Annotated in this window: 19 protein-coding genes; 4 read left to right on the top strand and 15 right to left on the bottom strand. The window is 47.5% G+C overall.

Annotation, left to right across the window (positions count from 1 at the left end):
- Window positions 1-24: 24 nt before the first annotated feature.
- The 3 genes from ACDJ58_RS14365 to ACDJ58_RS14355 form a co-directional block, all read right to left on the bottom strand.
- Window positions 25-1215: a NupC/NupG family nucleoside CNT transporter gene (locus ACDJ58_RS14365; RefSeq protein WP_053780590.1), complete on the bottom strand. Its 1191-nt coding sequence runs from the start codon at window positions 1213-1215 to the stop codon at window positions 25-27.
- A 273-nt stretch (window positions 1216-1488) separates the two neighbouring features.
- Complete coding sequence (gene deoC / locus ACDJ58_RS14360) at window positions 1489-2163, bottom strand: deoxyribose-phosphate aldolase (RefSeq protein ID WP_413378994.1); 675 nt, start codon at window positions 2161-2163, stop codon at window positions 1489-1491.
- 229 nt (window positions 2164-2392) lie between these two features.
- Window positions 2393-3331 (bottom strand): sugar-binding transcriptional regulator, encoded by a 939-nt coding sequence (locus tag ACDJ58_RS14355; RefSeq protein ID WP_090996297.1) that lies wholly within the window; start codon window positions 3329-3331, stop codon window positions 2393-2395.
- A 187-nt stretch (window positions 3332-3518) separates the two neighbouring features.
- Between ACDJ58_RS14355 and ACDJ58_RS14350 the strand changes: the two genes are divergently transcribed.
- Window positions 3519-4145 (top strand): FMN-dependent NADH-azoreductase, encoded by a 627-nt coding sequence (locus ACDJ58_RS14350; RefSeq protein WP_413378992.1) that lies wholly within the window; start codon window positions 3519-3521, stop codon window positions 4143-4145.
- Window positions 4146-4261: 116 nt separating this feature from the next.
- Here ACDJ58_RS14350 and ACDJ58_RS14345 read toward each other — a convergent pair whose 3' ends face one another.
- From ACDJ58_RS14345 to ACDJ58_RS14330, 4 genes are all read right to left on the bottom strand, one after another.
- Window positions 4262-4612: a hypothetical protein gene (locus ACDJ58_RS14345; RefSeq protein ID WP_413378990.1), complete on the bottom strand. Its 351-nt coding sequence runs from the start codon at window positions 4610-4612 to the stop codon at window positions 4262-4264.
- 207 nt (window positions 4613-4819) lie between these two features.
- On the bottom strand, window positions 4820-5482 hold the full coding sequence (locus ACDJ58_RS14340) for a class II aldolase/adducin family protein (RefSeq protein ID WP_413378988.1): 663 nt from the start codon (window positions 5480-5482) through the stop codon (window positions 4820-4822).
- Window positions 5483-5535: 53 nt separating this feature from the next.
- Entirely contained in the window at window positions 5536-7038 is a 1503-nt protein-coding gene (locus ACDJ58_RS14335) for a rhamnulokinase (RefSeq protein ID WP_413378986.1), read from the bottom strand.
- Between the two features lie 41 nt (window positions 7039-7079).
- Window positions 7080-8870, bottom strand: a complete 1791-nt coding sequence (locus tag ACDJ58_RS14330; protein ID WP_413378984.1) for an L-fucose isomerase — start codon at window positions 8868-8870, stop codon at window positions 7080-7082.
- A 409-nt stretch (window positions 8871-9279) separates the two neighbouring features.
- Between ACDJ58_RS14330 and ACDJ58_RS14325 the strand changes: the two genes are divergently transcribed.
- A complete protein-coding gene (locus ACDJ58_RS14325) occupies window positions 9280-10290 on the top strand; it encodes a LacI family DNA-binding transcriptional regulator (RefSeq protein WP_413378982.1) in 1011 nt (336 codons plus the stop codon).
- A 329-nt stretch (window positions 10291-10619) separates the two neighbouring features.
- Here ACDJ58_RS14325 and ACDJ58_RS14320 read toward each other — a convergent pair whose 3' ends face one another.
- From ACDJ58_RS14320 to ACDJ58_RS14310, 3 genes are all read right to left on the bottom strand, one after another.
- The gene (locus ACDJ58_RS14320; RefSeq protein WP_413378980.1) at window positions 10620-11513 is read right to left on the bottom strand and encodes an NAD-dependent epimerase/dehydratase family protein; all 894 of its coding nucleotides are present in this window, start codon (window positions 11511-11513) and stop codon (window positions 10620-10622) included.
- A 93-nt stretch (window positions 11514-11606) separates the two neighbouring features.
- Window positions 11607-12323, bottom strand: a complete 717-nt coding sequence (locus tag ACDJ58_RS14315; protein WP_413378978.1) for an SAM-dependent methyltransferase — start codon at window positions 12321-12323, stop codon at window positions 11607-11609.
- Window positions 12324-12347: 24 nt separating this feature from the next.
- On the bottom strand, window positions 12348-13328 hold the full coding sequence (locus tag ACDJ58_RS14310) for a Gfo/Idh/MocA family protein (protein WP_413378976.1): 981 nt from the start codon (window positions 13326-13328) through the stop codon (window positions 12348-12350).
- Window positions 13329-13502: 174 nt separating this feature from the next.
- Here ACDJ58_RS14310 and ACDJ58_RS14305 point away from each other — a divergent pair, with 174 nt between their 5' ends.
- Window positions 13503-14099: a bifunctional transcriptional activator/DNA repair enzyme AdaA gene (locus ACDJ58_RS14305; protein ID WP_413379668.1), complete on the top strand. Its 597-nt coding sequence runs from the start codon at window positions 13503-13505 to the stop codon at window positions 14097-14099.
- Entirely contained in the window at window positions 14096-14914 is an 819-nt protein-coding gene (locus tag ACDJ58_RS14300; protein WP_413378974.1) for a radical SAM protein, read from the top strand. The genes ACDJ58_RS14305 and ACDJ58_RS14300 overlap by 4 nt, the downstream gene beginning before the upstream one ends.
- Window positions 14915-14991: 77 nt before the next feature.
- Here ACDJ58_RS14300 and ACDJ58_RS14295 read toward each other — a convergent pair whose 3' ends face one another.
- The 5 genes from ACDJ58_RS14295 to glpX form a co-directional block, all read right to left on the bottom strand.
- A complete protein-coding gene (locus tag ACDJ58_RS14295) occupies window positions 14992-16098 on the bottom strand; it encodes a Gfo/Idh/MocA family protein (RefSeq protein ID WP_413378972.1) in 1107 nt (368 codons plus the stop codon).
- 114 nt (window positions 16099-16212) lie between these two features.
- A complete protein-coding gene (locus tag ACDJ58_RS14290) occupies window positions 16213-16941 on the bottom strand; it encodes a ThuA domain-containing protein (protein ID WP_413378970.1) in 729 nt (242 codons plus the stop codon).
- 162 nt (window positions 16942-17103) lie between these two features.
- Window positions 17104-18276 carry a Gfo/Idh/MocA family protein gene (locus ACDJ58_RS14285; protein ID WP_413378968.1) on the bottom strand — a complete coding sequence of 391 codons (1173 nt, stop codon included), beginning with the start codon at window positions 18274-18276 and terminating at the stop codon, window positions 17104-17106.
- Between the two features lie 37 nt (window positions 18277-18313).
- Entirely contained in the window at window positions 18314-19360 is a 1047-nt protein-coding gene (locus ACDJ58_RS14280) for a LacI family DNA-binding transcriptional regulator (RefSeq protein WP_413378966.1), read from the bottom strand.
- A gap of 489 nt (window positions 19361-19849) precedes the next feature.
- Window positions 19850-20926, bottom strand: coding sequence for a class II fructose-bisphosphatase (glpX, locus tag ACDJ58_RS14275; protein ID WP_079695983.1), 1077 nt, complete (start codon window positions 20924-20926; stop codon window positions 19850-19852).
- Between the last annotated feature and the right edge of the window lie 203 nt (window positions 20927-21129).

The following is a 21129-nucleotide window of genomic DNA, read 5'->3' as shown; positions in this document are numbered from 1 at the left end:
AGCACTCCTTCCAATAATCCGGCTTTACAAGAACAGTCCGGCGATGATCGCAGACAGCACGCTGACAAGCGATGCACCGTAAAGCAGTTTCAGACCGAAGCGGGCCACCACGTTACCTTGTTTCTCATGAAGTCCCTTCACCGCACCGGCAATAATACCGATCGAGGAGAAGTTGGCGAAAGATACGAGGAAGACGGATACGATTCCTGTTGTTCTGGCAGACAATGTAGTTTGTTTGGTCAGATCAAGCATGGCAACGAATTCGTTGGATACCATTTTGGTAGCCATAATACTTCCCGCTTGAATCGCTTCTTTCCACGGAACACCCATAATAAAGGCAAATGGTGCAAACACATAACCAAGCAGTTCCTGGAACGAAATGCCGAGCACTGCACTGAAGATCCCGTTAACAAGTGCGATCAAAGCAACAAAACCGATTAACATCGCTGCTACGACGATGGCGACTTTGAAACCATCCAAAATGTACTCGCCCAACATTTCGAAGAAGGATTGTTTTTCCTCTTCCTGTACTTCCAATATATCTTCTTCCTCGGAAACCTCATAAGGATTCACGATTGAAGCAATGATAAAACCGCCAAACAGGTTCAGCACAAGTGCCGTAACCACGTATTTCGGATCAATCATGGACATATAGGCACCGACAATCGACATCGATACCGTGGACATCGCCGAGGCACACAAGGTGTACAGCCGATGTTTCGGCAGCAACCCAATTTGTTTTTTAACAGAAATGAACACTTCAGATTGCCCCAATACAGCCGAAGCAACCGCGTTATATGATTCCAGTTTACCCATTCCGTTGACTTTGCTTAATACCAGACCAATATATTTTATAACAAAAGGTAAGATTCGGATATACTGCAATATCCCAATGAGCGCTGAGATGACGACGATCGGCATCAATACACTGAGGAAAAACGGCGCGCCCCCACTGTCTGCACCAACGGTAGTCAAGCCACCGAATACAAATGAGATACCGTCATTTGCATAGCCAAGCAAACTTTCAAATACAGTCGCGAAACCGCCAATCAAAAACGTACCGATTTCTGTGTTCAACAATGCGTATCCCAATATAACTTGCAAAACAATCATGATAATTAGTGGACGATATCGGATCTTCTTCTTACCGTTGCTGACCAGATAAGCTAGTCCAAAGACAACAAGTATACCAAGAAGGGCAATTAGGAATTTCATTCTATCTCTCCTTTGAAGGTAGTTAAGCCGGATGATCATTCAGCTCAAAGGTTTCCCATATATGTGATGAATTAACCTTTCAGAAAACGGTTGAAGCGCTTACAATAAATTCGGTTTTTTATGATACTGTTTTAATTAAAAATATAGAAAATTTGGATCAGCTTTAAAACTTGTTCTCCACATCCATTTATAGATATGAAGAACAAGTTAAACCCTTTTAAAGCATCTAAGCATTCCATCTAGTGGAATTTATCGAGCTAAGTTACTCACGATTTAATAATTAGATGTAGATTGTTCGCCTTGCATGATTTTCACACCGGAACTTGCGCCAATCCGAGTTGCTCCTGCATCGATCATTTTTTGCATGTCTTCCAGACTACGCACGCCGCCGGAAGCTTTAACGCCTACATCTGGACCTACGGTACGACGCATCAAAGCGATATCTTCTGGTGTTGCTCCACCCGTAGAGAAACCTGTGGACGTTTTGACAAAATCAGTTCCAGCTTTTACTGCTGCCTGACATGCACGTACTTTCTCTTCATCCGTCAACAGACAAGTTTCAATAATGACTTTCACCAAAGCTTTACCCGCTGCTGCTTCAACAACTGCACGGATATCCTGTTCCACAACGTCATCTTTGCCGTCTTTCAGAGCACTAATGTTGATGACCATATCCACCTCAGTAGCACCTTTGGCGATGGCGTCTTTGGTTTCGAACGCTTTGGTCTCGGAAGTGGAAGCTCCCAGAGGGAAACCAATAACGGTACAAATATCTACGCCAGTACCTTGAAGCTGTTCAGCAGCATAAGCAACCCAGCCCGGGTTAACACATACAGAAGCAAATTGATATTGTTTCGCTTCTTCGGTCAATTTGGCCATTTCACTTTGTGTTGCATCTGCACGAAGCAAGGTATGATCTATCATTTTGGCTAATTGTGGTGTAGTCATTTAAATCTCCCCTTATCTGAACTAGTTATTTTCTATATCCCTACCCTAACATGAACATATGTAAAAATCAATATGAACTTTTGTTCATCATTGAAATCTTAACACATTCCATGGAAACTTCATTAAACAAAAGGCTTCCCTCACCGGGATGAAATCGTACAATATAGCTTCTGCCTAAGAAAGCAAAACATCCGCCCATGTCGCGTGGCAGATGTTGTCATCCATTGAATTATAATCGGAGCAAAGCCTGAGCTGTGTATTGGTCTGTTACCAAAATGTTGGCGTAATGGCCTTTGAGCGCAGCATGAATGGCTTCTATTTTACGCTTTCCCCCGGCCACGAGAATCGATTTTTCCTTATTTCGCAGCTCGGCCAGATCAATTCCGACGGTTCTGTTGTTAATTTCTTCACTGATCAACCGACCCTCGGCATCAAAAAAACGTGAACAAATGTCACCCGCACCTGAATGCATCAGCAATTGCTGTTCTTCTTCATTAAAGTACCCCAGTCTGAACAAAAGTGCATCTTCCTTCACTGTACCTACAGTAAACATGGCAATATTCGCCTGTCGGCCAAGCTCCACAATCCTGCCAATATGTCGGTCTGCTTCTACCATTTTTTTGACTTCAATATTGTCGAAGATCACGGGCAAAGGCAAATATCGGGGAACCGTATGGAAAGCTTCAGCAAATAAATGAACAATCTCTGCCGCATACGTATTCACATGGGAATGGCTTACGCCTCCCTTAAGTTGAACAACTTCCACGCCTTTGACCTGCTTTGGACGAAGCTGACGGGCTACGGCGTTCATTGTTGTCCCCCAGGTTACGCCAATAATGTCCGCATCTTGCACCGTATCCTGTAAGTAATCTGCTGCTCTCTTACTAATATGTTTTAATATTTCTTCATCACTCTTCAACGGGGCAAAACATACAAGCGCAGTATCCAGATTATACTTGGCCTTGAGTTCCCCGGCGATAATGTCGATATCCTCCAGTGGGTCCATAATTTCAATGCGAACGTAACCGCGATCTTTCGCATATTGAAGTAACCGTGATACCGTTGGACGTGACACTCCCAGCCTGACCGCAATATCCTGCTGGCTGTAATCCGACTGATAATACAATTTCGCTGCTTCAATGCTTAATCGTTGTTTCTCCAGATCCATTCCCATATGCGCTCATCTCACTCATTCCTATTATCGTTCGAATTCACCTTACACTAATGTATTATACATGATTGAGTACCAGGTCACTATCCAGGTATAAAACGTTACAAACGATGCATACTACATCGGTCGCTTATTAATGTGGGCCCTTTTTGGCAAAAAAAACATCATAGAGAGGAAGAACCGTATGTCTACATTATTGTATATTACTGCCCATCCTCATGATCATGAAACTTCCTTCAGCATGGCTGCAGGTAAAGCGTTTGTGGATGCATATCGTGAAAGCCATCCCTCGGATGAGGTTATTCATCTGGATCTATATCGCTCAGATATTCCTCATATTGATGCAGATGTGTTCAGTGGTTGGGGGAAACTTCAATCCGGTAGCGAATTGACTTCTGAAGAACAGGCTAAGGTCCAACGATTGAATGAATTATCCGATCAATTTGCCTCTGCAGACAAATATGTTTTTGTAACACCGATGTGGAACTTCTCCTTTCCTCCAATTATGAAAGCTTATATCGACTCCATCTGTGTAGCTGGTAAAACGTTCCGTTATACGGAACAGGGCCCGGTTGGATTGCTTTCCAACAAAAAAGCACTGCATATTCAGGCCCGTGGTGGCATTTATTCTGAAGGACCTGCGGCCCAAATGGAATCCGGTCATCGTTACCTGAGCATTATTATGTCTTTCCTGGGTGTTCCGAAGCTTGAAGGCATTTTTGTGGAAGGACATAACCAATATAAGGAACGCGCAGATGAGATCAAACAGCAAGCTATAGAAGAGGCACGTACACTCGCTAAACAGTTCTAACCCTTAATTAGAACAAGTACAGCAACAAAGACAAAACCCGCATGCCAACCCATGAAATATTAATTCCATTAGGGCGGCACGCGGGTTTTTATTTTTTTATAATAAACGATAGAGCTTTATTGATGTCCAGCGCTGGCACGGCTCATGGTTTCAAGTTTGCGAGTAATGGCATGGCGGTCCACTTTCAGTCCCCAAATGGCTTCAATAATCTGTTCTTTCTCTTCAGAACCATCGGCATTTTTCAGTTGCATTAACAGGTCATGCATCTGTTCGTTAATACCTTCAAATTGAGTCCAAAGATCTTGTCTGACCTCGGTTGAATCCAGATGATGATTAGCATCCACTTCTTCTTTCAATGCTTGCAGAATGGCCTCTTTCCACTCCTCATCACCTAGCTGTTTCGCTATGTTCAGGAGATCCAGATAATCGTCAACAAGAAGTGAGTTCAATTCAGAATGTGTTTTCATCGTTTATTGCATCCCCTTTGCATCTATTTACCCAGTATTATACTCGGTATTTCGGGATATGCAATACTTGTCGAAAAAAGTTAGTTATTGTATTAGGGACTATTGGATGATTATGGGTCAAAATGAGTGCTTTTATATAAGCAATTAATACAAAATATAGCCGAATGTGCCCGAGGTATAAATCAAATGTAACCCGGATGGGAGCGCCTATGACTTAAGTTGTTGCAGTAGCTGTACGCGGTAAGCTTCACTTTCAAGAGATTGGATCTCCTTGTATTCTTCCGCAGTAAGCACTTTAGGCTCCCCTGCTGCCTTGGCGATCATGTACACCTTGGCGCTTTCCTCCACCACCTGGGTGCGGTAGTAGGCTTCGCGCAAGTTTTTACCTGTCGTGACCAATCCGTGGTTAACCAGAATGAGCGCTGTGTGCTCTTCAACCTTGGCAGCCACCGCATCAGCAAGAAGTTTGGTCGTGGGCAGAACATAAGGGACAAAGCCAATATCGCCCACCAGTGCTGACTGATCAGGGAACAAATGAGGCAATTCATCGAAAACGAGACTCAGGGCGATGGTGTATGCCGGATGTGTATGCACAATGGCTTGAATATCAGGATTGACCCGATAGCTATACAGATGCATCAACACCTCGGAGGAAGGGCGTGTTGATCCGGCACGTGTCTCTCCTGTCGCAATATCAATCGCGATCCATTCGTCAGGTTCCAGATCCTCTAGTGCGTAACCACTCGGCGAAAGAAGCATCGTTCCTTCGGAACGGGCGCTAAGATTCCCCCCAGGTCCAACCACCAGTCCCTGAGCAACCGCTCTGCGGGCATATTTGGTCAATTCTTCCCTTACATGTTGTTCAGACATGTTCTGCTCCACTCCTTTGACTTTTCTTTTTAAGCATTTTACAAAATGCTCGTCTAATTAGATCTGCTCGCCAATGTTTGATTCAGGTTTTGGTATCTTACGTAGGCTTCCTGCCACCTTGCGGTGTCTTCTGGCTCATAGGTTTCGGGAGAAAAGGAAGAAGCCATAACTTCTCGCACCTCGGACAAACTGCTCACTTCGCCATGTGCCAGGAATTGCAGCATGCAATTTCCGGCTGAAGTTGCCTCTGCAGGACCCGCTATCACCGGAATACCTGCTGCATTAGCCGTAAATTGGCACAATAAGCGATTATGCACACCGCCACCGACCATATGAATCACCCGTGGCCGAGTGCCTGTAATTAGCTCCAGTTCATCCAGAGTCTGTCTGAACTCCAGTGCTAAACTTTCGAGTATACAACGCGCAATGGCTCCAATCGTTTCGGGTATTGCTTGCCCGCTGGCACTGCACTGTTGCCTAATTCGCTCTGGCATGTCGCCTGGTGCCAAATACACCTTATCTCCGGGTGATACATAACATTGATGAGCGGTTGCCGAAGCAGCGAGCAGGACCAGTTCCTCATGGGTAAAACGTTGATTCTCCCGTTCCCACTGCCGTTTGCACTCCTGCAATAACCACAGGCCTGATCGATTCTTCAAGGTTCGTACTTTGCCATTTACCGTGCCCTCATTGGTGAACCCTAGTTGACGACTACGATTATCCAATACAGGACTGTCGCGTTCCACGCCCATGAGTGACCAGGTGCCACAGCTAATAAAGGCAAATTCCGAATCTGTCGCAGGAATGGCTGCCAATGCAGATGCTGTATCATGTGAACCTACAGATATCACTTGCATCGGTCCAGTCTTCAACTCTGAACGCAGCTCATCCGTTAACTGCCCAAGCACCGTTCCTGGCTGTACGAGAGGTGGGAATAGCGACTCCGGAATACCCAGCCGGCCGATCAACTGTTCATTCCAACGGGCCTCTCCGGCATGCAATAGTCCGCTTGTACTGGCAATTGTGTACTCGCAGGCCTGTTGACCAGATAGATAATAGTTAAACAAATCCGGCATCAATAACATGCGCACATCTGGCCGCAGACCTTCCGAGTGCTCGCGCACACTTCCAAGTAGTTGAAATACCGTATTTATCTGTTGTGGCAGGACACCGGACAAGGAATACAGCTCTTCTTCATTCACCATGCGCAGAGCTTCTTCCATCCACTTCGCATTACGCGATTCCCGGTAATGGCGGGGGTTGAAGCATAATCTTCCCGCCCCGTCCACCAATCCATAGTCGACTCCCCACGTATCCACAGCAATGGAACGGACCGGTTGGGAGATGCCTTGCATGCCCTTTACAATCCCTTGTTTCAGTTCGTGGAAAAGTCGCAGGAAATCCCAGTACAATCCATCCCCTAGGTGTACAGGATCGTTACTGAATCGATGCACTTCCTCTAACGAAAGCTTGCTCCCGTCAAAAGTCCCACGGACCACCCGGCCGCTTCCGGCGCCGTAATCGGCAGCAAGCACATGTGTTGCTTGAGTTCCCATCTCTCATGCCTCCTTCCCTTCCGCGACAAGCCGTTTGGAGGTTAACGATACAACGGTCCAAAGACGCTGCATGCCCGGTAATCGGCACTTTCCGGTTCACTTGTGCCGAACAGTCCCCAGGCACGTGGACGGAAAATCTCAGATTCCGGTACATTATGCATACTGACCGGGATACGAAGCATGGAGGCCAGTGTCAGGAGATCTGCTCCGATATGTCCATAAGAGATGGAACCATGGTTCGCGCCCCATTGATTCATTACTTCATAGACCGAAGTAAAAGCCCCTGAGCCCGTCAGAACAGGTGCAAACCAAGTGGACGGCCAAGTCGGATCTGTCCGCTGATCCAGCGTATCATGCACATCCTCAGGCAGGTCGACGGTGTAACCTTGAGCCACTTGCAGTACCGGACCGAGTCCTTTAACCAAATTGAGACGCGTCATCGTAACAGGCATGCCTCCTTTGGTCAGGAAATCAGCCGAATAGCCGCCGCCCCGGAAATATTCCACGGATGCCGGCCGCCATGAGGTGGCTTTCAGGCAGTCCTGAACCTCTTCGTCTGTAATTTCCCAGAAAGGCTTAAGCACAGGCTCACCCGCTCTTGATTGTTGCCCTGTACCATCCAATGCCGCAGAACCGGAGTTGATCAGATGCAGAATACCGTCCTTTGCGTTTCCTTCCAGCTGATGCCCTGTCACGCGTTTTACCGAATCCGGGCTCCAATAGGTGCGTACATCTGCGAAGATCTGCGCGGTATGTGTAAGTAGGGAACCAAATAACATCGACACACCATTCAGGCTGTCGTTCTCTGTTGCCACCAGATAAGGCGAGCGTTTGCCATTCCAGTCAAAGGAAGAATTCAGGATGGATTCCAGAAAATCTCCGTTTGGTGAATGATCCGTCCATTGTCGTTGTCCCTGAAACCCGGAGACAATCGCGTGGTGGCCCATGGATTCCTCAGTGAATCCCAGCTCCGCAAGCTTCGGATTTCCAGCCATCAGATCACGTACGATCTGCGTCATTTTGACTACCGTTTCCCATTCATACTCTTTGCGTTTGCGATCTGTCTGCAGATGGGCAGCATTGTTATCCGGTCCTTCACTACAGTTCTCCTTCACCCAAGCTAGCGCCAGCTTATACTCCTCAGGATCGTAGATTTCTTCTTCTATACGACGAGTAAGTTCACTCATATCCACATATTCGTTCCGCATGCCCAGATACTCCTGGAAAAAAGAATCGTTCACGATGGAGCCGGCAATGCCCATTGATACCGAGCCGATAGACAGATAAGCACGTCCCTTCAAAGTTGCAGCGGCAAGACCCGCACGGCTGAAGCGCAGCAATTTCTCACGAACGTCATCAGGAATCGTCGTATCTCCTCCATCCTGAACATCCTCGCCATAGATACCAAAGGCCGGAATCCCCTTCTGTGCATGGGCAGAGAGTACTGCTGCCAGATATACTGCGCCCGGACGTTCGGTTCCGTTAAAGCCCCAGATCGCCGTAGGAATGGAAGGAGACATATCCATCGTTTCTGTCCCATAACACCAGCAAGGCGTAACGGTAATGGTCACGCCCACGTTGGAACGACTGAATAGTTCCGCTGCTGCCGTTGCCTCGTTCACACCGCCAATACAGGACTCGGCAATGACGCATTCTATCGGCGATCCATCGGGATACCGAAGTTCTGCTGCGAGCAGCTCGGCAACGGACGTCGCCATGCGCATCGTCTGCTCTTCCAATGATTCGCGAACACCCTTGCGTCTTCCGTCAATCGTGGGACGAATACCAATCTTGGGAAATGCCTGTTTATAACGATAATCCTGATGTGTCATACTAAAACGTCCTCCTTCAATGGTTTCATAGAATAGGTACGAATTACTTGTGACTGGTCCGTGTGCAGTTTGATGGGGCAAATTAGGGATTCTGTTCCTTCTCTTCACCGATACCCGAGGTAACACACTACCATTGCATGCCAACGGTCAATTCTTTTTCTTATTATGAATGCGTTTACAAATACTTAATTTAATAAACCGCTCTATATTATTGACTCCGTTATGCTGTCCTGTTATGGAATATGAAGGAAGCGATGTGAGCAAAAATGAAGAGCGGTTATACTGAAATAAATCAACTTTTTTACGATTAGGGTTATCGGTAACCCTAAGATATCATGAGCCTATGTTGCTGTCAATCGGCATTATCCTATAGAATGGAAAGACTATGTTGCGGAAAGGTTAGATCCTATTGATTACCATTTATGATATTGCCAAAAAAGCCAACGTCTCCGCCATGACCGTCTCCAAAGTCATTAATCAAACAGGTCGCATCAGCCCGGCGACACGCGAGCGTGTACAACAGGTCATTGAGGAACTTGGTTACATTCCCAACTCCAATGCACGCAGTCTTGTGCTGCAACGGACCCAGATGCTGTCACTGCTGATTACGGATATTACCAACCCCTTCTATACAACTCTGGCGCGGGGGGCTGAGGACGCTGCCAATCTGCGTGGTTATCGCCTCTTGTTCAGCAATAGCGACGAGGATTACGACAAGGAGAAAAATTATGTGGAAACCATTCTATCGACTCGCGTCGATGGTGTACTGTTTGCACCTGCAGGAGATCGCTCACTGAATCACTTGAAGCAGCTGCAGGAACGTAACATTCCGTTTGTTATTTTGGACCGCACTGTCCCGGGAATCACATCTGACGTTATCGCCGGGGACAGCCGAGATGGGGCGCTTCAATTGATTCGTTATCTGACGAATCTCGGACATCGCTGCATTGCTCTGGTTAATGGTTCTTCCGAGGTTTCGACTGCGCGGCTGCGAGAAAAAGGATACATGGAGGGGCTTCGGGAAGCCGAGCTGCCTTTTGATGAAGGCTTAATCCTTCGAACAGGCTACCGGGATTTCAGCGATGAAGTGGGTATCGACAGTTTACTTGCACATCAGCACAAACCTACAGCCATATTTGCAGCAAACAATATGCTCGCCATAGGCGTCATTCGACTTTTACGTAAACGGGGGCTTCGTGTGCCTGAAGACATCTCGGTCGTCTGTTTTGATGATCTGGACTTGGCTTCTGCCTTTGATCCCTTTCTCACCGTTGCTGCACAGCCTGCTTATGATTTCGGTGCCATCGGCATGCAAATGTTGATCGACCGAATTGAAGGCAAGGCTCCTGAGGAACCACAGACCGTCATTATGCCATCTGAGCTGCGTATTCGCGCTTCGGCCTCTGTACCTTGCGAATAAAGAGGAAAATCAATTGAAGATCAACCCTGTCTCGAGAGAAACTGTTTAGTTGAAGCAAATACAAACAGGACGCATCGGAGAATATCTCTCTGATTGCGTCCTGTTTTCTTTGTATGAAATGTACCTCTTATATATGGAATCTATATAAATTGAACTAAGCATTTACACAAGAACGTAGAGGACAGAAATAACCTGAAGAAGCGGAGCGTTCGCCTTTATCCCCGGATTTTCCCCTTTGAAAAAAGGGAATCCAAAAAATCTGGGGATAACAGTGATCGGAAGGTTGTTCTGTCATCGGAGTGGCAAGTGTAAATATTCTTTAGTTCAATTTATCCCTCGGATTGAAGTGCCAGAGCGACTTCCCGAACTAAACCCGGGAACCAATCCATTAATGCTTCGAACGTATATCCTGCCTGCTCTGCTTTGGATGTATCCATTGTCCAGGACTCCGAAATTCCAAAGGGTGACATGTCTTCTTTGATCGTTTCGGTCAGTACCTGTGATTGCATGCCTGTTACCGTTTCGATCAGATGCATCATGGCGGAAAGAGTTATAGCTCCTTTGGACGCTGCATTCACAGGTCCTGTAATGGATGAATGTCCAAGCCAAGCGAGAAATCTCGCGGCCTCCGTGGAATTGATGAAACCAATCTCGGCGTTCGGATTGGGCATGCCGATGGGTTTTCCTTTTTGCACATGTTCAATATGAAAATGAAGTCTTCGCGTGTAATCATCAATCCCGAGTACAATTGGAATGCGCATCGCCGCCACCGGGAAATCCGCTTCCTGGAAAAACACAGCTTCCGCAAGCCGTTTACCCTCTCCATATGAGAAATTCTCATGGCTTCCATATTGCACCGGATAGGTGTACGGATCGAAATCGACTTCCGTAAATCCAGGTTTGGGATCTCCATATACCGAGAGCGTTGATGTCAAAATGTATCTTTGGGTACGTCCCGCAAAAGCTTCACAAGCCGACTTCGCCGCATCCGGCGAGTAACAGATGTTGTCATAGACAATATCCCACATGTCGGTCTGCGCAACCTCGGCGAGAGATTTCGGGTCTTCACGATCCATTTTAATCCGGTTGACCTCAGGTCCAAAGTCTACATCCGTTTTGCCGCGAGTTGCGACCGTGATTTGAGACTTTCCTTCCCACAGTAAATGATCAACCAGACGTTTGCCGAAGAACCGTGTCCCACCAAGTATAAGTACTTTTTTCATCCGATAAAACCTCCTAACCTGTTCTGGTCATGCGTATCTTATTAAAACCTTCATGAATGAAGTGCTGTCTGTGTTGTTGCAATTCAGGTATTTTTACCGGGATTTCACAATATGGAGCATCGTGTGTGCTCCCCGCTGGAATTCGTATGAAGTTTTCTCTTCAGAAGTAATATATCCGCGTTTTTCCAGTATAGCCTTTAGTTCATCCATATGCTCATAACGTTTGCCAGACAAGTCTACTGTAGGAAAAACCCGCAGCTCCCGCTTGGTCACTCGCAACAGCTCAAGGATCGTCTGAAGATGGAATTCGGCATCCAGGCGATCTGCATACGTAAACAGGAAATGCGCAGACAATGTCAGATCGAATTGTTCATCGGCAAAAGGTAACTCCGGCAGTACAGAAGCCACATAACGGTCAGGAAAACGTCTCATATCCGCCACACAGTCGGTGATTGCACGTCTACGTTCTTCTTTCAAGCCATCGATCGAACCGAAATCATCCCATCTATATTTGTCTTGTACTTGTTTCATTTGTTTCATCGTATGTTCAATATCCTGAAGTCCCTTCACTTCCAGTTGGCCGATCTCATGTTCATAGGCAATATCCGCTGCCATGGGTTCTGCACCGCACTCTCGCGCATGGCTGCTGAATGAACAAGCCCCACCCGGACAATCGAGAATGGACTTACCTTTAATCTCTTCTACGGTCAGGTTGAACATCTTCATATATTCCTCGAAGGTTCGCCCGATAAAAATAATCTGTGCCAGCTCCAGGCCGGCTACTCTGCTCTTCTGCTCATCTCTGCTCATCTCGTCTCAGCTCACTTTCCAGAATTAATCGTTAGGAAAAACAAGACCAATCTGCTGCCGGATCTGATCCATCACCTGCATGGTAACATAGGAACGTTCATACGTGTTCATATCCGATTCCTTTTTGCCCTGCTGAATCAGATTGACAAACTCCTCCACCTCATAATACATCGACGGGTAAATTTGCTCGGCAGTGAGTTTTTCCACCGTACCATCATTGTAGCGTATCTCCGCATGTTCGGGTGAACCAATTTTGTCAATGATGATGCTGCCGCGTTCGCCCATAATTTCGCTTGGAACATGAGAATTGGAGATTTTCGAGTACGTCACTACCGCTTCCATCTCATCATAATTCAGAATGACACTGCCTTGTCCATCTACCCCTGATTCCAGCATCAATGCCTGGGACTGAACTTGTTTAGGCTCTCCAAACAACGTAATCAATGGATAGAGACAATACACACCAAGATCCATTAACGCTCCATTAGCAAGATCGGGTTTGAACGCATTCAGGACGATTCCTTCTTTATACTTGTCGTACCGGGAAGAGTACTGGCAATAGCTCGCCACATATTTACGTACCGGGCCAATTTTATGTAGGTGAGATTGAACCATTTTGAACGAGGGAACAAGGGTCGATTTCATAGCCTCCATGAGCAGAACTCCATGTTCTTTCGCTGTATCAATCATACGATGGACCTCTGCCCCATTGGCAGCCAAAGGCTTCTCGCACAGTACATGTTTGCCGTTTCTCAAAAACAACTCTGCCTGCTCGGCATGGAAGGTATTCGGTGTAGCAATGTACACGGCATCGAGGCCATCACTCGTCGCCATCTCTTCCAAATTGGTGAATCGAAGTGCAGCCTGATATTGATCTGCAAATGCATTAGCTTTATCTTCAGTTCTTGAGTACACGGCAGTCAATTCGAATCCTTCGACTTGTGCAGCGGCCTCAAGAAGCCTCTCTGTAATCCAGTTGGTACCTACCACTCCAAAACGAACCATTCAATCTACCTCTTTCGTAAATAAATTTCACGCTTAAACAGCTTGCCATCCTGTACATTGTAGCCTATATTTCATTCAGATTGAAGGGAAGTACATTTCCAACATATTGATATCTTGCGTTTTTGCTTGAAACATCGTCGATCTCCATAAATCAGGGGTATAATGAGACTTGAGGTGATTCTTTTGGAAAGTCACAGCCCCTACCAAACAGATTCTGTTCCTATAGATGACAAACAGTGGAATGCCATTATCCACAACGACAGCAGCTTTGATGGAAAATTCTATTACGGTGTCAAAACAACAGGTATCTTTTGCAGACCTTCCTGCAAGTCGAAAGCACCCAAATATGAGAATGTCTCTATATTTAACAATCTTGAAGAAGCATTGGCACGACATTTCCGTCCATGCAAACGGTGCAAACCAACGGGAGAGCGAGTCCCCGATCAGGAATGGATTTCTGTTGTAACAGACTATATTGAACATCATTTTGCTGAGCCTCTAACACTAGATATTCTTGCAAATGTGAGTCACGGTAGTCCCTATCATCTGCATCGGGTGTTCAAACGGATTATTGGCCTAACTCCGGTAGAGTATATTCAGGAAAAAAGAGTTACCGAAGCCCGGAAATTGCTTGAAAGTACCCGGCTTACCGTTACAGATATCGGTCGACAGGTCGGCATAGCCAATCCGGCATATTTTATTACTGTATTTCGAAAACATACAGGATGCACACCTGCCAATTACCGTGAACAAAGGCGTGATCAATCATGAAGACCAGCTTGGTATACAAAGTACCCAAAACGTTGCTGAACAAAGGATCCGGGTTCCTTAATGGTTATACACATACGCTGAATCCCTACACAGGCTGCGCTTTTAGCTGTTCCTACTGTTATGTAAGGCAAATGCCCGTATCTTTATTTCGCAAAGAGCCATGGGGAAGCTGGGTTGATGTGAAACAGGAAGCCGCCAATGTACTTGCCAAGGAGCTGCAGCGTGCCAAATCGAAAGGTAAAGTCACTCTCTTTATGTCATCCAGTACAGATCCGTATCAGCCCGTTGAATATAAGGAGCAAATCACGCGGTCTTTGCTAGAAGTGATGGCCCAGCATCCACCCGATTTTATATTGGTTCAAACCCGAAGTCCATTGGTGACCCGAGATATCGATCTGCTGCAAAAGTTGGGTGACCGGGTCCGTGTTAGCATGACCGTGGAAACGGATCTGGATGATATCCGCAAGCAGTTCAGTCCTGCAGCTCCGCCAATCGCCGGCAGATTGCGTGCACTGGAACAACTGCGAGATGCCGGTATCCCTACACAAGCTGCTATTGCGCCAGTATTGCCCAGCAGCGAAAGCTTTGCAGCCATTCTGAGGCCGCTTGTTGATCGAATATGCATTGATGATTACTTTATGGGAGATGGCAGTGAGGGCAAGCGAACCCGGAGACTTGGCATGAAGCCACTTTACGAACAAGTTGACAAGGAAGATTGGTTCAGTCCTGAGGCATACAAAATGGTAGTCGAGCGAATGAAGGCGCATTTTGAGGAAGATGAAATCTGGATTAGCCAGGCCGGATTCGAACCCTAATTATGCCTTGATATAAAATGAAATTAGCCCTGCTTCCCTCGTATCGGGAGTCAGGGCTATACTTCTAACTTAATCGATTATTGATCAAGTGTGTATAATGGAAGATCTGCCGGCAGTGCAGCTGGGCGCTGACATGTGCTGTCCATTTTATAAAAAGTCTGCTCATCCGAAGAATCATGGAACGCCCACATGGCTTCAAGCACATGGTAGGCCAGCTCTCCACTTGCTCTATGAGCACGTCCGCTGCCCACTGCATAAGCCATATCTGCAACACCGATGCCACGTGTATTTTCCTGATATCCTGGCAGAAGCGGTACCTCAGTCCATTCCTCATCACCTAGCAAACGGTAACGAACTGGACCGCCGAATGTGTTTGGATCAGGAACCTGTAAGGTTCCATGGGTGCCGTATACTTCAATCGGTGGCAATACACTTCCGCCAAATACGTCAAAACTCGTAATCAGCGTGCCGATAGCTCCCTGCTCAAATTGCAACAATCCAGCTACATGCGTCGGAATTTCAACAGGGATGCTCTGACCCCGCTTTTTCTCACTCGTGATCGTCCGCTGTTCCATCGCTTTGCCCGTCATGCCAGCAATTGACTTGATTGGCCCCAGCAATTGTACGAGCGCAGTCAGATAATAGGGCCCCATATCAAACATCGGCCCGCCACCGGCTGCATAGTAGAACTCCGGATCGGGATGCCAATGCTCATGTCCACGGCTCATCATGAATGCGGTAGCTGCCACAGGCTTGCCAATGACACCATCCTCTACCACTTTGAGTGCCGTCTGAATGCCTGAACCAAAGAACGTCTCTGGCGCACAGCCTACCAGCAGACCTTTGCGCTTGGCCGTTTCCAGGACCGCCTGACCCTCTTCACGTGTAACAGCGAGTGGTTTTTCCACGTAGACATGTTTACCTGCTTCGAGCGCCCGCAAACATACATCCGCATGAACGGCAGGAATCGTCAGATTGATAATCAGGTCGATCTCAGGGTCTGCCAAAATTTCCTCTACCGTGTATACGTTAGGAACATTATAGGCAGCCGCCTGCTCCTCTGCCCTGTTCCGATCTAGATCTGCAACCGCTACAAGATCAAGCACCTCAAATCGGTGACAGTTCTCCATATAAATACCGCTGATTTTACCGCAGCCAATAATGCCTACTTTCATTGTTTTCATGCTTGGACTCCCTTCGTGTTCCCACTTGATATAGCGCTTCCAAAACAACTCAAGACCGCTGTTATGTGGGTCAATTAATTGATCTCAACTGATATGAATTAGGTTTAAATTAAATTAGTGATTTTGGTTATCAGCCATTCCTGTGTAAACTTCAGTCACTGCGTCCTTGCGGCTTTGCGCAAGAGCTTTGCCTGCTGCAGTCCATTTGAAACCACTACGCATCATCTCAGTAACCTGTTTCATCTCCACAATATCTGCATGGTGTCCGAGCGAGTTGTAGAACACACGGCCTGCACCCCAGCGTTTGGTCCAAACGACTGGCATATCTACTGGGCCATTCGCTGCGTGAGGACCGTTAACAATAGGAAAACGTGTTGTTGCGAGCACTTCCACTGCAGGGTCCACGTGCAGGTAGTACTGTTCGCTTTTCACCTGGAAATCTTCAATATGATCCAGCAAAGGGCTGGAACCACGCTTCATGTTTACCGTGTACTCCACGCCGTCGTTCCCTGGATGCGCAACCCACTGTCCACCCGTCATGAACTGCCAGTCGACGTTGTTGCGGAACGCATCACACATCCCGCCATGAAGACCCGCAAGACCTACGCCGCTCTGAACAGCCGCAGATACGTTATTGACCAGTTCCTGTTCAATCTGTCCCATTGTCCACAGCGGAACGATTAGGTCCAGACCCAGCAGTTTCTCTGCATCGGCATAAGCTTCCAGTGTATCTGAGACTTCGACCTCGAATTGTTCTTCCTTCAAAATGCGTTCAAAAATCGCTGCTACCTGCTCTGGTTCATGTCCATCCCAGCCGCCCCATACGATTAGTGCTTTGCTCATCACCTATCACTCGCTTTCCGGAAGTTAAGTTATTGTCATTCTCTATCGGACCTTGCGCAAACTCAAGACCTCTCCGAGGTCAACATCCTAGCTTAAATCTAGCTTATTTATTTCAAATGAGTGTCAACATGATGTCCACTTCACAATTCAGTGGTTCAATGCTTACATTTCTTCTAGCGACACCCATCGGCGCTCTGTAACGGAACGTTCAACGGCTTCCAATACCGCTTGACAGGCAACCCCATCATGGAAACTTGGCTCAGGCTGCCGTCCTTCGGAGATCGCAGTCACCAGCTCCAGCATTTCATGTGTGAACGTATGCTCGAATCCAATCGTATGTCCCGCAGGCCACCACGCCTCAGCATATTTGTGTGCCGGATCGGTCGCCAGAACACGGCGGAAGCCCTGCACATCTTCATCATCCTTCGTAAAATACACTTCTAGTTCATTCATCCGTTCAAAATCAAAGCGGACGCTACCGAGACTGCCATTGATTTCAAACGAGTTGGTACTGCGATGACCTGCTGCAAACCGTGTAGCCTCAAAGCTTCCCAACGCACCATCTGCAAATCGTGCGAGGAACAAAGTGGCATCATCTACCGTCACTTCGCCCTTCGGAGCATCTGCGTTCGAACTGCCTTTGGCACTAAGTCCGGTCATTTCCGAAGCCAGCGGCCGCTCTTTAATGAACGTTTCGCTCATCCCAATTACTTCCTTGAATTCACCCACCAGGAAACGTGCCAGATCAATTAGGTGTGCGCCAAGATCGCCATGTGAGCCGGAACCGGCTACTTCCTTTTGCAGACGCCATACCAGCGGGAACGAAGGGTCCATGATCCAATCCTGAAGGAAAAACGCTCGGAAATGATAGATTTTGCCTAGGCGTCCGCTTTGCACCAACTCTTTAGCCAGCTGCACTGCTGGAGAGAAACGGTAGTTGAATCCGACCATGTGTGCAACCCCTGCTTCTTCAGCAGCCTGGAGCATTTCACGCGAATCAGCTAGCGACAAAGCCAGCGGTTTTTCACAGAACAGATGTTTACCCTGGCGAGCGGCTTCCAGCGCGATTTCCTTATGGGCATCACTCGGAGCATTAATATCGATCAGATCGATGTCATCACGCCGCACCAGCTCACGCCAATCCGTTACACTTTCAGACCAGCCGAACTGGCTGGCGGCCTCCTGAACTCTCTGCTCGTTCCGTCCGCAGATTACAGACATCTCCGGCTGCAGCGGGGCAGACGGGAAAAACATTGGCAGACTGCGATAAGCGTTGCTGTGGGCTTTCCCCATAAATTTGTATCCAACCATTCCGACACGAAGACGATTTGACATGGTCATTTCCTCCTTTTGGAATATAACTAGCAATGTATTAATTACGAATTGAAGAGGCACGGATGATCAGTTCCGTAGGCAACAACTGCCTTGCAGTTTCTGAGGGAACTTCGGTATTCACTGATGAAGCTGTTGCCCCCAATGATCCATGAATAAGCTTGGATGCAGCCAGTTCTCCCATTTCATAAAAGGGAACCCTGACGCTGCTCAGCGGTGGAACTGCCATCTCGGCCGCATCGGAGTCATCGTAACCCACAAACGCGGGGAAATCCTGAACCTTGATCCCACGCTCACGCAAACCATGCATAACACCGATTGCCATCCGGTCATTCGCAGCAAATACAGCGTCAATTTCGTCAAGCCGGGCTGCAATGGTGGCAGCTGCCTCCACCCCGCTTCGTCTGCCGTAATTCCCTTCCAACAACAGACTGGAATCCATATTCATTCCGGCCTCATTCAGTCCGATTTGAACGCCCTGAAGCCGCTCCTGACTGTTAGAATAACTATCCGGACCATTAAGAAAGGCAATTTTCCGGTAGCCCTGATCGGTAAGGTGACGGATTGCCAGCCTACTGCCCTCCACATGGTCGGCATCCACTTCCATGAATGATTCGCCTGCAAAGTGTTGGCTCATAATGCAAAAGGGATGCCCTTCCTGCTGAAGCTGTTGCATGGCAGCCAGTTCCCCATGATCATCTCGCGCGCCGAGAATGATGCAAGCATCCACTTTCTGACGGCGGAACAGATCCGTATAATTCATCACTTCACCCGGTGTCCTGAACATGACCAGCAAGTCCATGCCGCTGTCTCTGGCTTTGCTCCCAATGCCACTCAGCATTTCCGAGAAGAAATACGCCGAGAACAAGTGCGCCTTCGGAACGTAGGGCAACACCACGCCAAGGTTACCGCTTTTGCTTCTCGCAAAGCTGCGGGCTAGTGCGCTGGGCACGTAACCCAACTGCTCGGAAGCTTCAATGACCTTACGGCGGGTTTCCTCTTTAATAGGACCAACGCCATTAAGAACTCGGGATACTGTAGCTTCCGAAACACCGGCAAGGTCAGCCACTTCTTTACGGGATGCCATGGATCTCACCTCCTTCATGTTTCCTGAACACATGTAAAACCGATGCCATGTATCAAAATAATTATGTACGCGCGTACATCTTCTCATGTGTTGTAACCGTTGTCAATGCTTTTAACACAAAAAAAGATGAGGATTTGTGTAAACAAATTCCCCACCTCTTGCTTGCTATGTAAATTGAACTAAAGAATATTTACACTTGCCACTCCGATGACAGAACAACCTTCCGATCGCTGTTATCCCCAGATTTTTTGTAATCCCTTTTTCAAAGGGGAAAATCCGGGGATAAAGGCGAGGTGTATGCTTCCGATGTAGCTTTCTTTCAGAAAGCTTTTAGCTCCGCTTCTTCAGGTTATTTCTGTCCTCTACGTTCTCGTGTAAATGTTTAGTTCAATTTATATATTTTCTTGTAACTTGTCCTATATAACCTTCTTCGTCACACGCTTTCACATGGATTCATGTTGGCCCAGCTAACTAAAGTGCAGAGCTACATCAGGTCGTCACACCGTTACCAACGGATGATTGACTGAACTCAGCCTGTTCCAAAATAGTGACATGACTTTGAATGCGATCCGAAGGCTCAGGTGTCGATTGAAGCTGCCGCACTTTGTGCAACACTTCCTTATTAGGAAGGAAATGCTGAGAACGGATGAAACGAATCGTTTTTGTTTTGGCACGCATGACAATGGAATCGGTCTCTGCCCGGTCATCTGCGAGGTAACGCACTCCCCCAAGAATCTCACCAGGGGTAACACCTGTTGCTGCAAAAATAACATCTTCCGTGCCGATCATATCCTGCATCGTTAATACTTTGTAAGGATTGTCGATTCCCATTTGCAAGCAGCGCTGGAATTCGTCTGCATTCGCAGGCATCAGGCGACCTTGAATTTCGCCTCCCAGGCAGGACAAGGCGGCTGCAGCAAGCACACCTTCCGGTGCTCCGCCTGATCCGACATACAGATCAATACCTGCCTCTGGGAACGCAGGTGCCATTGCGCCAGCAACGTCACCATCACTGAGGAACTTGATTCGCACACCAACCTTGCGCAATGTCTTGATCGTGCTCTCATGCCGAACTCGGTCCAGAATCATGACAGTTAGATCTGAGATGTTTTTGTTTAATGCTTCAGCGGCTTTCTCCAATGTCACCTCAACCGGGTCTTCGATACTGACCTTGCCCACCAGAGCCGGCCCTACAGCCAGCTTCTCCATATACATATCCGGTGCGTGGAGAAGGTTGCCTTTTCCCGCCACTGCAATAACCGATAAAGCGTTGTTCAGGCCCTTGGCTACGATCTCTGTACCTTCCAAAGGATCTACAGCCACATCAACCTCGGGGCCCTCAGCGTTGCCGACTTCCTCGCCGATATACAACATGGGTGCTTCATCCATTTCTCCTTCACCGATTACCACCGTGCCGCGAATAGACACGGAATCGAACATGGCGCGCATAGCCAAAGTAGCCGCCTCATCTGCACTATTCTTGTCGCCCCGCCCCATCCAGGGTGCTGAAGCTAACGCAGCCAATTCTGTTACTCGGACAATTTCCAACGCCAGTTCGCGTTCCATTTTTCCCACTTCCTTTCCAGTTTCCAAAAGCATACATTGAAAGCGGTACTAAATCCATCGCAAATCCATATGAAATTGATCTTAAAAGGGAGCAATAGCCCGATTTTGAGAAATCACCCCATTCTGTCCCTCATCAATAAATGAACACATTTACACACCTTTGAACATGCCAATTTACAGGTCTACTCCGCTAAATAATTTAG

The sequence above is a fragment of the Paenibacillus taichungensis genome (assembly GCF_047302525.1).
Classification (GTDB): domain Bacteria; phylum Bacillota; class Bacilli; order Paenibacillales; family Paenibacillaceae; genus Paenibacillus; species Paenibacillus taichungensis_B.
Note: the sequence above shows the minus strand (reverse complement) of the source record. Positions and strands in the feature narration are given on the sequence as shown.

Excerpts from the sequence above, each read along its gene's own strand:
- ACDJ58_RS14310 (WP_413378976.1), bottom strand. The coding sequence starts at position 13,328 with ATGGTTCGTTTTGGAGTGGTAGGTACCAACTGGATTACAGAGAGGCTT.
- ACDJ58_RS14290 (WP_413378970.1), bottom strand. The coding sequence starts at position 16,941 with ATGAGCAAAGCACTAATCGTATGGGGCGGCTGGGATGGACATGAACCA.
- ACDJ58_RS14280 (WP_413378966.1), bottom strand. The coding sequence starts at position 19,360 with ATGGCATCCCGTAAAGAAGTGGCTGACCTTGCCGGTGTTTCGGAAGCT.
- ACDJ58_RS14365 (WP_053780590.1), bottom strand. The coding sequence starts at position 1,215 with ATGAAATTCCTAATTGCCCTTCTTGGTATACTTGTTGTCTTTGGACTA.
- ACDJ58_RS14355 (WP_090996297.1), bottom strand. The coding sequence starts at position 3,331 with ATGGATCTGGAGAAACAACGATTAAGCATTGAAGCAGCGAAATTGTAT.
- deoC (WP_413378994.1), bottom strand. The coding sequence starts at position 2,163 with ATGACTACACCACAATTAGCCAAAATGATAGATCATACCTTGCTTCGT.
- ACDJ58_RS14295 (WP_413378972.1), bottom strand. The coding sequence starts at position 16,098 with ATGAAAACAATGAAAGTAGGCATTATTGGCTGCGGTAAAATCAGCGGT.
- ACDJ58_RS14345 (WP_413378990.1), bottom strand. The coding sequence starts at position 4,612 with ATGAAAACACATTCTGAATTGAACTCACTTCTTGTTGACGATTATCTG.
- glpX (WP_079695983.1), bottom strand. The coding sequence starts at position 20,926 with ATGGAACGCGAACTGGCGTTGGAAATTGTCCGAGTAACAGAATTGGCT.
- ACDJ58_RS14300 (WP_413378974.1), top strand. The coding sequence starts at position 14,096 with ATGAAGACCAGCTTGGTATACAAAGTACCCAAAACGTTGCTGAACAAA.
- ACDJ58_RS14330 (WP_413378984.1), bottom strand. The coding sequence starts at position 8,870 with ATGACACATCAGGATTATCGTTATAAACAGGCATTTCCCAAGATTGGT.
- ACDJ58_RS14315 (WP_413378978.1), bottom strand. The coding sequence starts at position 12,323 with ATGAGCAGAGATGAGCAGAAGAGCAGAGTAGCCGGCCTGGAGCTGGCA.
- ACDJ58_RS14350 (WP_413378992.1), top strand. The coding sequence starts at position 3,519 with ATGTCTACATTATTGTATATTACTGCCCATCCTCATGATCATGAAACT.
- ACDJ58_RS14340 (WP_413378988.1), bottom strand. The coding sequence starts at position 5,482 with ATGTCTGAACAACATGTAAGGGAAGAATTGACCAAATATGCCCGCAGA.
- ACDJ58_RS14320 (WP_413378980.1), bottom strand. The coding sequence starts at position 11,513 with ATGAAAAAAGTACTTATACTTGGTGGGACACGGTTCTTCGGCAAACGT.
- ACDJ58_RS14285 (WP_413378968.1), bottom strand. The coding sequence starts at position 18,276 with ATGTCAAATCGTCTTCGTGTCGGAATGGTTGGATACAAATTTATGGGG.
- ACDJ58_RS14335 (WP_413378986.1), bottom strand. The coding sequence starts at position 7,038 with ATGGGAACTCAAGCAACACATGTGCTTGCTGCCGATTACGGCGCCGGA.